This is a genomic window from Litorimonas taeanensis, from assembly GCF_003634015.1.
Taxonomy (GTDB): domain Bacteria; phylum Pseudomonadota; class Alphaproteobacteria; order Caulobacterales; family Maricaulaceae; genus Litorimonas; species Litorimonas taeanensis.
In genome coordinates this window covers 990368-1002667 of record NZ_RBII01000001.1, presented here as the reverse complement: position 1 = coordinate 1002667, position 12300 = coordinate 990368, and the positions used below count along the sequence as shown (strand labels likewise).

The following is a 12300-nucleotide window of genomic DNA, read 5'->3' as shown; positions in this document are numbered from 1 at the left end:
TTTATATTCTATCGTTTGTTCATAGGTACATATTCACGGGCAGTTGCACCAGAATAAAGCTGTCTTGGGCGGCCAATGCGTTGGCTTGGATCTTCTAGCATTTCATTCCACTGTGAAATCCAACCTACTGTACGGGCCAAAGAGAAGAGAACTGTGAACATTGAAGTTGGGAAGCCAAGAGCCGATAGAACGATCCCTGAGTAGAAGTCGACATTTGGATAGAGTTTCTTCGCAACAAAATACTCATCCTCTAGCGCGATTTTTTCGAGTTCTTTAGCAACGTCCAAAATTGGATTCTTAAGGTCGAGTTCTTCGAGAACTTCATGAGCAACCTTTTGCATGACACGAGAGCGAGGGTCGAAGTTTTTATAAACTCGATGGCCAAAGCCCATCAGACGGAATGGATCTGATTTGTCTTTTGCGCGAGCAATGAACTCAGGGATACGATCCACAGTGCCAATTTCTTGAAGCATGTTTAAGCACGCTTCGTTCGCTCCGCCATGTGAGGGTCCCCAGAGACAGGCAATACCCGCTGCGATACAGGCATAAGGGTTTGCACCCGAAGAACCAGCAAGGCGAACTGTGGACGTTGACGCATTCTGTTCGTGATCTGCGTGTAAGATAAAAATCTTATCCATCGCGCGTGCTATGGTAGGGCTGATTTTATATTTTTCTGCAGGAACAGAAAAACACATATTTAAGAAGTTTTCAGCGTAATTTAGAGAGTTGTCAGGATAAACGTGTGGTTGGCCGATGGAGTATTTATAAGCACGGGCTGCAATTGTAGGGATTTTCGCGATCAAGCGATGCATCGCCATGTTACGAGCATCGTCAACGGTTGTGTGTGAATCATCATGATAAAAACCAGAAAGCGCCCCGACCGTACCACACATCATTGCCATAGGGTGAGCATCGCGGCGGAAGCCGTGGAAGAAGCTCTCAATCTGATCATGCAACATTGTATGTTGAGTAATCGTGTTTGTAAATTTCGCGTTTTCAGCTTTATTAGGCAATTCACCGTTAATTAGAAGGTAAGCGACCTCCAAGAACGTTGAGTTTTCAGCCAGTGATTCGATATCATATCCGCGATATAGTAACTGCCCTTTACCACCATCGATGAAAGTAATTTGGCTTTCTGTTGAACAAGTGGATGTGTAGCCAGGGTCAAACGTGAAATGTCCTGACATTTTGTGAAGTGCGCGCACGTCGATACCAGGTGCGCCCATGGAACCCTTCATAACGGGGAGTTCAAAGGATTGGCCGTCCACGGTTATTGTGGCTGTACCGCTCTGAGTAATCTTATTTTCCATGCTTCTCTCGCTTTTTAGTTATCTGAAAGAACATCAAGGCAGTCAGTCAGTCTGCCCAGACATTCGTCTTTCCCAAGGAGCGCCAAAACCTCTGATAAATCAGGGGATGGGCGTCCACCTGTCAGCGCTGCGCGAACAGGTTGTCCAATCCGGCCAAACCCGATGTCGTTTTCAGCCGCAAAATCTGTTAGAAGGCGCTGGATTGTCTCCGCGCTCCATGCTCCGCTTTCTAAGGCTTTAAGCTGTAAAGTCAAAGCCGTTAGTAGTTCAATTACGCCGTCTCGACGTAAAGGTTTGGCTGTTTTTCCTTCTAGGGTTAAAGGGCGGTCAACCAAAAGGTAGTCAGCTTGTTCAACCATTTCTTTGAGGGTTTTTGAACGAGGTTTTAGTGTTGCCATAGCGGCTGATAAACGCTTCAACTTTTGTTCGCTTATCTCATTAGGCGATAAATAGTCGAGAAGACGACCAAGGATAACCTTATCATCCGTATGCACGATATGTTGTCCATTAATGAAATCCATCTTGTCAAAATCAAGACGGGCAGGAGAGGCGTTTATCCCATCCAATTCAAAAACGTCACTTATGGCCTGATCGTCAAAGAACAGCTCATCATCTCCGTGGGCCCACCCCAATTTTACAAGATAGTTTCTAAGACCTGATGGAAGGTAACCCATATCACGATAAGCTTCGACACCGAGGGCGCCGTGTCTTTTTGAAAGTTTTTTTCCATCTGGGCCGTGAATAAGGGGCACATGTGCCCACTGAGGAATATTCCAACCTAATGCGGCATATATTTGTTGCTGACGAGCGGCATTGATTAAATGATCGTCTCCACGAATAACATGGGTAACGCCCATATCATGGTCGTCTACTACAACGGCGAGCATATAGGTGGGCGTCCCATCCGCTCTTAAAAGCACAAGGTCGTCCAGCTCGGTATTTTCCCATGTGATATTACCTTGGACATGGTCTGTAAGAGAGGTCTGCCCCTCAGGTACACGAAAACGGATAGCGCCAGTGCTATGATTTTGGTCGCGATATGACGATCTGAAGGCTTGTCCGGCTTCACGGCATTTCTCTCGTTCAGCATCTAAGGCGTCACCTTCTAAGGGACAGCGATATGCGAGCCCAGCATCCAATAGAGCATTAGCCGCAGCGATATGGGCATCGGCACGTTGACTCTGGAAGATGATTTCGCCGTCATAAGTAAGGCCAAGCCATGCAAGGCCATCAATGATAGCTTGCGTTGCAGCCTCAGTTGAACGGGCTTTATCAGTATCCTCAATGCGAAGGTGAAACTCTCCACCCACATGTTTTGCAAAGTAATAATTGAAAAGCGCTGTTCTAGCCCCTCCAATATGAAGGTACCCCGTTGGAGATGGTGCAAATCGTGTGATTATTTTTTGGGTCGTCATAATACATTCCACCCCGTAAACTATTCGGGTTGTGCGCGGTCTATTTCATAACATACAGGCTTTCAATAGCCCTGGAGAGAGTTTTGATGTCCGAGTGGCATTCAAAACCCTTATCGCCGCTCCACGACTAAATTTTGATAATTTTGTTGTTAGCATTGGCGTTGGAATTGCCCTGTATTTCGGGTTAGGATTCGAACCGGATTGGCGTGTGGTTGTCGCTGTACTCGCTGTTATATCAGCACTAGTTTATTGGGGGCGAGATAAAGACACTACTTTCTGGGCATGGATGTTTATCATTTTTGCTATAGCTTTGGGGTTCGGGCGAGCAGTTTGGCATAGTCATGCGGTTAAAACGCCGCGTCTTCCATTTTATGAGCATGCGTATGATGTAAGGGGTTGGGTTGAGTCCATTCAAGCCTCTGGTTCAGGTGTTAGTTGGCATTTACGCGTTAAAGACATAGAGCAATTAGAACCAAATCAAACTCCGCACAAAGTCAGAATAAGGCTTGGGCAAAAACACTTAGAAGCCGCTACAGCCAGCGATTTCATTGAAATTCGTGCGATTTTATCTGAACCGCCAGGCCCCGCAGTTTATAACGGTTATAACCCATCAAGAAGAGCCTATTATGATAAGATAGGCGGGTTTGGATTTGCTATCTCAGTCCCTAAAGTGGAACGCTCTGATGAAACGTCACTAAAACAAAAAATTTCTAAATTACGCTTCGGACTAGCAAAAAGAATATCAGAGACTGGGCCGTCTGAAACAGCAGGGTTGCAAGCCGCACTGCTTACGGGTGTTAGACGCTACATTCCGCCTGACCAAACGGATGCATTACGCGCGGCTGGCCTTGCGCATATATTAGCCATCTCTGGATTGCATATGGGGTTACTTGCGGGTTCGGCTTATTATGTATTTACCTTCTTATTGGCTTGTATTGCACCCTTATCTCGGCGTTATGACGTGAGAAAATTTGCAGCCATTCTCGCGATTGTGGCGGCGGCCAGTTATTTGGTGTTGTCCGGCGCCTCTGTTGCGACGCAGCGTGCTTTTATTATGGCGGTGATAATTTTTACGGCTGTAATACTTGATAGGCAGGCGATTTCTATCCGATCTGTATCTGTCGCTGCTTTTATCACATTGATTCTGCATCCAGAGAGCTTGGTCTCTGTGGGCTTTCAAATGTCATTCGCTGCGGTGCTTGCCTTGGTAGTTGTCTATAGGCATTGGCAAGACCGGCGGCATTACCCATTCGAGAGTAAATGGGCCGCAATTATCCGCCGTAACTTCATCTCTCTTAGCGTTACAAGTTTTGTTGCAGGTTTAGCGACTGCAGGCTTTGCTCTGTTCCATTTCGGGCGGATTGCGCGATACGGATTGCTAGGAAACTTGTTCGCTATGCCGATTTTCACCTTTGCTGTGATGCCGCTTGGGATCATTTCGCTTATAGCATTTCCATTTAGCCTTGAGAGATTTCCCCTCTGGTTGATGGGGCAATCCCTTTTGCCTATTCTTGAAATATCAAAATGGGTGGCGTCATTAGAAGGAGCGATGACTTATATTCGTCAGGCGCCGAATTGGATGATTGCGGTTTATGGACTGGCATTTATTTGGATGTTGGTTGGCAAATTAAGAGCTAGAATTCTGGCTATGTGTTTAATTGTAATCTGTGCCCTAGGGTGGTGGACAGTAATTCCCCCTGATATCAGAATTTCTGAAGACGGACGCGTTTCTTTTTGGGAAACCGAGGAATATCAGAGGCTTATAGTCACGAGTGAACGTGCTGACAGATATGGGCGGGAACAATTCGCAGAGAAGGCTGGGCAGAGCGATTTCGATGTGGCCAATATGCACGCTGTAGAAGCCCCGTGTGATGAGCTAGCCTGTCGCTTTGTGGTACAAAACAAAGTCTTATCTATCTTAAATCACCCGTCTGAGGCGAGGCTTGAGTGCGAACAGTCTGATATCGTTATTCTTACACAGCGAGATGTTGGCCCTGAGGTCAGGCGTCATTGTCGAGCGGAACTTATTGATGGCCGTGTCTTGCGCGAGGGAGGTGCTCAGGAAATTTATTTGTCAAAGGGCACAGTTAAACGTGTAGGTATAAAAAAGCCGACGTCACAACGCCGACTTTGGGAGTAATAATTACATAAAAAGCCTCAATATTGGCGTAATAACCCAACAAGAACGCCTTGGATTTCAACGCGGTCGGGGCCATATATTTGTGTTTCAAAGTCAGGGTTTTCTGCAATGAGTTCAACAGTTTGCCCGGATTTATATAACCGCTTTAAGGTTGCCTCATCTTGGTCGACGAGAGCGACAACAATTTGATTGTTTCGGGCTGTGTTGGCTTTTTTCACGACAACAATATCGCCATCTAAAATGCCAGCATCTTTCATCGATTCCCCTTCAATTTCGAGGGCGTAATGATCACCATTGCCGGCCATATGAGGCGGTACCACCATAGTATTATAACTATCCTCAATTGCCATAATGGGCAGACCTGCGGCGATTTTACCAACAAAGGGGATTGCTGTTCCGTCATTGGCGGGTTGGGGCGCTGACTTTTCCTTAGTAAAGGACACGACTTTGTCTTGCATGTCTTCGGGCAGCTTTAATACTTCTAAGGCACGTGCTTTATTAGGGAGACGACGAATGAACCCACGTTCTTCGAGCGCTGATATCAATCGATGAATACCTGATTTGCTGGCTAACCCTAAAGAGTCTTTCATTTCGTCATATGAGGGAGGGACACCGACGGCTTTCACTCGTGCATCAATCAATATTAACAAGTCTTTTTGCTTTTGCGTTAGCATTTACCACCTCGAACAAATCAGAAACATTCACCTTGTGTTCTAGTGTTGTTCTCGTGGTTGTCAAGACCTTCGTAAGGCCTTCAAGGCTGCTGCAACATCATCTTGCCGCATAAAGCTCTCACCAATTAGATACGCTTGGGCACCTTGCTTTTGTAGTCTTGCTACGTCTTCAGATGTGAAGATACCGCTCTCGGCGACTAATAATGCGTCTTTAGGGGCCTTGGGAGCGAGACGTTCAAACGTCTTCAGTGATGTATCAAATGTCCGTAAGTCACGGTTATTTATTCCTATTAGCTCTGCTCCCAGCTCTATCGCTCTTTCGAGTTCAGCTTCATCATGAGTCTCTATAAGTGCATCCATTCCGAGAGCTTTAGCTTCATCAAATAAAGCTTGCGCGGCTTTGTCGTCAATCATTGCCATGATAATTAGAATGCAATCCGCGCCCATAGCACGGCTCTCTACGACTTGAATCGGGTCAAGCATAAAATCTTTGCGAAGTAGGGGGAGACTGGATACCTTTCTGACCTGCGCAAATATTTCAGGGCTACCTTGGAAACCCGGACCGTCGGTAAGCACGGAGAGACAGGCTGCGCCTCCATCTTCATAGGCTCTCGCAATGGCGACAGGATCGAAATCAGCGCGAATAAGACCTTTTGAGGGGCTCGCTTTTTTTACCTCTGCTATAATGGCAGGGGAGGTTCCGCACAGTAATGCCGCCGAGAAACCGAGAGCAGGCTGTTGGTCTCTTGCAATGACTCGCAGATCTTCAATGGAAATGTCTTCGTAAAGATTTGCGACTTCTTCGGCCTTGTAAGCCGCTATTTTCAATAAAACGTCAGGCGCGTCCATGAGAGCTTTGGGAGAGTTATCCATGACTAACTTCAATTAGTTTCCGAAGGGCTTGATGTGCCAAACCACTATCAATAGCGCTTATAGCTTTATCCAAACCTTGAGGGATATCAGAGGCGAGTCCCGCAATCATTAAAGCGGCAGCGCTATTAAGGAGTACTATATCACGATAATCGCTATGTTCCCCGTCTAAAAGCGATAATAAGGCTTGAGCATTTTCAGCGGGATGACCCCCGCGTAGACTTTCAATTGTAGAAAGTGAAATGCCATAACTCTGAGGGGATAGGTTCAATTCCTTGACCGTTCCATTTTTCACTTCACTAACCGCGGTTGGACCTGTTGTTGTGATTTCATCGAGGCCATCTGAGCCGTGAACAATCCAGACATGATCCATGGATAGGCCAGCAAATGCCTCAGCCATAAGATGCCGCCAATCATTGTTATTGACCCCAACGAGCATTCTTTTTGCGCCCGCTGGATTGCTCATTGGCCCCAACAAATTGAACAAAGTACGTATCCCAAGAGCCTTTCTAGCAGGTCCGACATGGCGCATAGCGGGATGATGATTTGGTGCGAAAAGAAATCCGACCCCCGCCTTATCTACGCATTCTGCTGCTTTTTCGGGGCTAATAGCTAGGTTCACTCCCAGTTCTGATAATGTGTCTGCTGTACCCGTTAGGCTGCTTGCAGCACGATTTCCGTGTTTAGCAACCTTCGCGCCGGCGCCGGCGCAAACCAAGGCACTTGCTGTAGAGATAGAGAGTGTGTGCAGACCAGTTCCTCCCGTTCCCACAATATCAATTATGTCGGCCTCTATATGAACGGGAGTCATATGGGCGCGCATAGTCTCGACCCCAACACGAATGATGTCGGATGATAAACCAACCATCTCTAGACCCAGTAAAAGCGCACTCACTTCCATATCTGAGGCTTCGCCGCGTAAGATTGTGTTGAGCGCTATGCCAAAGGTTTCAGCATTAGGTCGTTCGCCTGCGGCGAAGGATTTAAATATGTCTGTGTTAAAACTCATTTCGTAAGCTTTAAAAAGTTTTGAATGAGGTCATGCCCATATTCTGAAGCTATAGATTCAGGATGGAATTGCAGGCCATGAATCGGGCGGCTGACATGTCGAAGTCCCATTATTTCTCCATCATCCGTCCATGCATTTGCAATCAAGACATCTGGAAGCGTTTCCCGTTCAACGGCAAGGCTGTGATATCGCGTTGCTTTGAAGGATTTGGGTAAGCCTTCAAAAAGACCTGATCCATCATTTTCTACATCTGATATTTTCCCGTGCATGATGGTTTTTGAACGAATGACGTTCCCGCCAAAGACCTGTCCCATGCTCTGTTGACCCAAGCAAATTCCAAGAATTGGGAGGGTGTCAGGGGCTTGACGAAGAATGTCGAGGCAGATTCCGGCTTCGTTGGGGGTTTTCGGCCCAGGAGAGAGGAGGATAGCTTCAGCCCCGAGTTCGAGGGCTTCTTGCGCACTCATATCGTCGTTTCGGATGACATGGGTCTCGGCACCGAGTTCTTGTGCGTAATGAACAAGGTTATAAGTAAAGCTGTCGTAATTATCGATGACGAGGAGCATAACTTAATTCCTCTCAAAATTCACAGATTGCTCGGCAGCGCGAAACAAGGCAGCGGCTTTGTGAAGTGTTTCTTCAAATTCTAATTGCGGAACAGAATCCATTACGATGCCTGCGCCAGCGCGTACGTGAAGTGTGTTGTTTTTTACGATGCCGGTGCGAAGGGCGATGGCAGTATCCATATCCCCATTAGAGCTAATATAACCAACCGCACCCGCATAAATTCCGCGTTTTTCTTCTTCAAGTTCGTCAATAATTTCCATGGCACGAACTTTTGGCGCACCTGAAACTGTGCCAGCGGGAAACCCAGCGAATAGAGCGGAAACTGCGTCCATGTCATCTTGGATTTCTCCTTCGACATTGGAAACAATGTGCATGACATGACTGTAGCGTTCAATTGTGAAGCGCTCTGTCACGCGAACTGTTCCGGGTTTTGCAACGCGGCCGACATCATTACGTCCTAAGTCAAGGAGCATGAGATGTTCCGCGAGCTCTTTGGGGTCTGCAAGAAGCTCTGCTTCCAATGCTTTGTCTTGAGCGGCAGTCTTCCCGCGGGGGCGGGTCCCTGCGATTGGACGGACTGTCACGATGCCATCGCGAAGTCGTACAAGGATTTCGGGGCTTGAACCAATAATTTGGTGGTCTTCAAAATCTAAAAAATAAAGAAATGGAGAAGGGTTCATTCGCCGTAGAGAGCGGTATAGTGAAAATGGTGAGGCGGGTAGAGGGGCTGAAAGGCGCTGACCCAGCACAACTTGGAAGATATCGCCTGCTAAAATATAGTCCTTTGCCGCTTTTACCCGGGTTGCAAATTTTTTAGCGGTCGTTCCCAGACGGGGTTCAATTGCGGGCGTTGGAATCGGTTCGAATCCTCTTGCTGAAACGGGGCGAGTCAAATCCTCTACGACGGCTTCGATACATTCATAAGCAGCGTTGGGTGAATGGTCAGGATATACAGTTGAGGCAATAATTATTTCTTGAGCGATTTGGTCAAATATGCAGACAATTTTGGGGCGGACCATGATGGCATCAGGGGTCCCGATAGGGTCGATATTACTTGCTGGTATATCTTCGACCTGACGTATCATATCATAGCCAAGGTAGCCAAATAGACCCGCTGCCATAGGAGGGATGCCTTCAGGAAGCTTGAAATGTGATTCGCCCTGCAGTTTTCGTAAGGAATCGAGGGGTTTACCGCTGAGGTTTACAAAAGATTGTCCCCCATCCCTAGATACTTCACTTTTTTCGCCAAAACCTCTCCAGACCAAATCTGGGTCAAAGCCAAAGAAGCTATAACGTCCGCGTTGCTCCCCGCCTTGAACGGATTCAAAGAGGAAAGCATAAGGTTTTCCAAGGGCCGCCTTTAGAAACGCCGAAACGGGCGTGTCCATATCATTGATAATCCGCGTGTAGACGAGTTGCGGTATCGCTGAGGCTTGGAAATCCTCAGAACGGGGATGGAATTCAAGCGCCATTTGTTTTGCTATTCAGCTTGGTTCAACCCTAATGTTGTGCGTATTTTTTCAGGGTAAGGCACGACAGGGTTGGCTTCTAATACTGCAGCTTGGTAAGCAGATTGAATGTCATTGCTAATAGCAGCGGTCATTTGGCTTTGTATTACTTCTAAGTAGGTACCAGCTAATCCATCTTGGCTCGCTATGATGCGGTCTAAAATAGCAATTTGTTCCGTCAGTGGGGCAGGGCCCGCACCGCGAACAACCTCTGCTTCTTTAGCGTCAAACAATCCAACCGTGACTTGTGGGCCGAGGCTTTGTGGAGGGTTTGTTCGTACTAAGCCAACTTCTGAGATTGTGGCCCCCATATCGAATTCAGCCGCAATCTCTGCAAGACTTTCGCCGTCCTTCGCCCGCTTTGTTAGTGAAAGGGCTAGCTCGCGTAAGGCGTCAGCGCGGCGTTCGTTCAAGTAAGCTAATGTCGCTGCGTCTTTAATGTCATCAAATTCACGCATTTTGGAGTCAATGATGTCATCAACGCGTATTGTGGCGTAACCACCATTTGAAGTTTCGAAAAGGTCGGTTTGATAGCCTAAATCAGATGTGAAGAGGGTGCGGAGAATTTCATCGTCAGACGCAACACCGGGGATAAGAGAAAATCCGTCCATGCTGACATTGTAGGGCGTCGAACCACTTCGGTCGATAAAGTCATAAGCGGAGAGGGGGATGCTTAGTTTTTCTGAAATTTCTTCTAGCGTCATTCCATCCACCATGGCGTCTTCAATTTCGGCAGAAATGTCATAAATGGCTTCAAGAGCATGCGCTTCCATCAACTCATTTTCGATATCAGCTTTTGCGTCTTCAAAATTGGGCACGACCGCAGGGGTGACGCCAGCAGCATAAACGGCAACCCAGCTCCCCAAACCGCTTAGAACGGCGCGGGCATCGCCTTCTTCAAGAGCAAATGCAGCCTCGGAGCTCTCGGCGTCAATAATGCCATTTTTCCGAACTGCATCATAGATCTCAGGTGTGCCGATACCAAATTCATTGGCCACAAGAGTGGCCTCGGCACCCGCTTTAAGGGCGTCTACGGCTTTATTTGCCATCTCTTCATCAATGGCGGTGATGAGGACAATATTCCGTGTTTCCGGGGAGCCCATAACACCTGTTTCAACTTTATAATCGAAGTTTTCCTTAACTTGGACAGGGTCGATTTTTAGGTCAGGGGTAAAGTCAAAAGGTTCCAGGCGGATCATGACGAATTTCCGATATTCTGGAGCCATGTAACGTGCACTATTCGCGTCGATGTAGCTTTGTAGCTCTGTGTCGCTTGGGGTCTCTGGCGTTGCGATGGCGCTGGCCTCTAAAGTCAGTACACTAGCGCGGCGTTGTTCTGTTAGAAACTTATATTGCAGAGCTGCAAATTCAGACGGAGCTACAAGGCCGCCAGTAATAGCAGGAACGGTTTGTCGTGAACGAAGGCTTTGCAGCGTATCGGCTTCAAATTCTTGCCGCGTAATACGGGCGCGAGACAGGGCTGATAAGAGCTGATTTTCATCGAATTTACCGGTCAAATCATTTTGGAATGCGGGAATGCTTTCAATTTCACGGCGTGCGATAGATCGATTTACACCCACTCCCAAATCTTCAGCGTCAATCGCGATAACTTGATTAGTAATCATACCTTGAAGGATTTGGTTGTGTAAGCCTCGGTCATAAGCCTGCTGGTTGGTTAGGCCTTGTCCTTGCTCTTGGTTAAGTCTTTGAAGCTCTCTTGAGAATTGAGAGTCAAAAGCGGTGGTGGTGATTTCTTTTTTTCCAACAGTTGCGACAGCATTTTGAGCACCTGGAGAGAACATATCGTTCACGCCCCAAACCGCAAAAGCGAGTACAAGCATACCGATAAGAATACCAACTAAGGCATTGCGAATTTTTCCGCCGATTGATTCTGCCATGAAAGCTCTCTACTGCATTGACTAATTAAGCGTGCAGGTCTTACCAGACCACAGCCCATGCACAAGTATTTTGCTGTAAACAAAAGGTGAAACTATGACGTTAAAGCCCCTAATAGCTGCTAACTGGAAAATGCACGGCGATATGTCGTGGTGTGATAAGCCTTATGATTTCGCAGATATCTACCCTCCAACCGAAAGAGAGCATTTGGACGTGTTAATTTGTCCTCCTGCTGTTTTAATATTCCCAATGATGGAGAAATGCGGGGGGACAGATATTTGGTTAGGTGCGCAAACTTGCCACAAAGAGAAAAAAGGCGCCCATACTGGAGAAATGAGTGCCGAAATGCTCGCTTCAGCAGGGGCAGACTATGTGATTTTAGGCCATTCCGAGCGCCGAGCTATGGGAGAAAGCTCTGCAGACATACGTGTGCGCGTAGAAAGGGCCAAGGAAGCTGACCTAATTCCTATAATTTGCGTTGGTGAAAGTTTGAAAGAACGCGAATCAGGAGATGCTGAAGCCGTAGTCGGGACGCAGCTAAAGGCTTCATTACCAGAAGGTCTAACAGATTATGTGATAGCCTATGAACCGATATGGGCCATTGGGACAGGCATGACGGCTACTCCAGATGATGTGGACGCCATGCATCGTTTTATACGTGGCGAAGTTGGACCTAATGTTCGTATTTTATACGGGGGATCTGTGAAACCTGCGAATGCAAAGGCGTTATTATCAATCCCCGATGTCAATGGCGCCCTCATTGGTGGTGCAGGACTGGAAATGGAGAGCCTCGCCGAGATTGCGCGATTAGCATAAGAGGCATTGTGCGATGCGAAGCAAGTGAGGATTAACAAACACAGTTAACGAAGTGCTAACGCCTTTTTACGAAGATAGGATAGAATCGAATCTGA

The 12300-nt window shown here is 47.2% G+C and carries 10 protein-coding genes; 2 read left to right on the top strand and 8 right to left on the bottom strand.

Features of this window, described 5'->3' with window-relative positions; genetic code table 11:
* Positions 1-8 precede the first annotated feature (8 nt).
* Both DES40_RS04705 and gltX read right to left on the bottom strand, forming a co-directional pair.
* Positions 9-1310: a citrate synthase gene (locus tag DES40_RS04705; protein WP_121099383.1), complete on the bottom strand. Its 1302-nt coding sequence runs from the start codon at positions 1308-1310 to the stop codon at positions 9-11.
* Between the two features lie 14 nt (positions 1311-1324).
* Positions 1325-2725, bottom strand: a complete 1401-nt coding sequence (gltX, locus tag DES40_RS04700) for a glutamate--tRNA ligase (protein WP_121099382.1) — start codon at positions 2723-2725, stop codon at positions 1325-1327.
* Positions 2726-2819: 94 nt separating this feature from the next.
* On the opposite strand from gltX, the gene DES40_RS04695 reads away from it, so the two are divergent.
* Complete coding sequence (locus tag DES40_RS04695) at positions 2820-4865, top strand: ComEC/Rec2 family competence protein (RefSeq protein ID WP_147405852.1); 2046 nt, start codon at positions 2820-2822, stop codon at positions 4863-4865.
* A gap of 17 nt (positions 4866-4882) precedes the next feature.
* On the opposite strand, the gene lexA is transcribed toward DES40_RS04695, so the two are convergent.
* The 6 genes from lexA to DES40_RS04665 are packed head-to-tail and all read right to left on the bottom strand — an operon-like array spanning position 4883 to position 11391.
* Positions 4883-5539, bottom strand: a complete 657-nt coding sequence (gene lexA, locus DES40_RS04690) for a transcriptional repressor LexA (protein WP_121099380.1) — start codon at positions 5537-5539, stop codon at positions 4883-4885.
* Positions 5540-5599: 60 nt separating this feature from the next.
* The gene (trpC, locus tag DES40_RS04685) at positions 5600-6388 is read right to left on the bottom strand and encodes an indole-3-glycerol phosphate synthase TrpC (protein ID WP_121100424.1); all 789 of its coding nucleotides are present in this window, start codon (positions 6386-6388) and stop codon (positions 5600-5602) included.
* A 16-nt stretch (positions 6389-6404) separates the two neighbouring features.
* Positions 6405-7418: an anthranilate phosphoribosyltransferase gene (gene trpD / locus DES40_RS04680; RefSeq protein WP_121099379.1), complete on the bottom strand. Its 1014-nt coding sequence runs from the start codon at positions 7416-7418 to the stop codon at positions 6405-6407.
* Positions 7415-7984: an anthranilate synthase component II gene (locus DES40_RS04675; RefSeq protein ID WP_121099378.1), complete on the bottom strand. Its 570-nt coding sequence runs from the start codon at positions 7982-7984 to the stop codon at positions 7415-7417. The genes trpD and DES40_RS04675 overlap by 4 nt, the downstream gene beginning before the upstream one ends.
* Before the next feature lie 3 nt (positions 7985-7987).
* Positions 7988-9457: an anthranilate synthase component I gene (trpE, locus tag DES40_RS04670; RefSeq protein ID WP_121099377.1), complete on the bottom strand. Its 1470-nt coding sequence runs from the start codon at positions 9455-9457 to the stop codon at positions 7988-7990.
* Positions 9458-9465: 8 nt separating this feature from the next.
* Complete coding sequence (locus DES40_RS04665) at positions 9466-11391, bottom strand: peptidylprolyl isomerase (RefSeq protein ID WP_121099376.1); 1926 nt, start codon at positions 11389-11391, stop codon at positions 9466-9468.
* A gap of 94 nt (positions 11392-11485) precedes the next feature.
* On the opposite strand from DES40_RS04665, the gene tpiA reads away from it, so the two are divergent.
* Complete coding sequence (tpiA, locus tag DES40_RS04660; RefSeq protein WP_121099375.1) at positions 11486-12205, top strand: triose-phosphate isomerase; 720 nt, start codon at positions 11486-11488, stop codon at positions 12203-12205.
* Positions 12206-12300 lie beyond the last annotated feature (95 nt).

Excerpts from the sequence above, each read along its gene's own strand:
- trpE (WP_121099377.1), bottom strand. The coding sequence starts at position 9,457 with ATGGCGCTTGAATTCCATCCCCGTTCTGAGGATTTCCAAGCCTCAGCG.
- gltX (WP_121099382.1), bottom strand. The coding sequence starts at position 2,725 with ATGACGACCCAAAAAATAATCACACGATTTGCACCATCTCCAACGGGG.
- DES40_RS04675 (WP_121099378.1), bottom strand. The coding sequence starts at position 7,984 with ATGCTCCTCGTCATCGATAATTACGACAGCTTTACTTATAACCTTGTT.
- tpiA (WP_121099375.1), top strand. The coding sequence starts at position 11,486 with ATGACGTTAAAGCCCCTAATAGCTGCTAACTGGAAAATGCACGGCGAT.
- trpD (WP_121099379.1), bottom strand. The coding sequence starts at position 7,418 with ATGAGTTTTAACACAGACATATTTAAATCCTTCGCCGCAGGCGAACGA.
- trpC (WP_121100424.1), bottom strand. The coding sequence starts at position 6,388 with ATGGACGCGCCTGACGTTTTATTGAAAATAGCGGCTTACAAGGCCGAA.
- DES40_RS04705 (WP_121099383.1), bottom strand. The coding sequence starts at position 1,310 with ATGGAAAATAAGATTACTCAGAGCGGTACAGCCACAATAACCGTGGAC.
- lexA (WP_121099380.1), bottom strand. The coding sequence starts at position 5,539 with ATGCTAACGCAAAAGCAAAAAGACTTGTTAATATTGATTGATGCACGA.
- DES40_RS04665 (WP_121099376.1), bottom strand. The coding sequence starts at position 11,391 with ATGGCAGAATCAATCGGCGGAAAAATTCGCAATGCCTTAGTTGGTATT.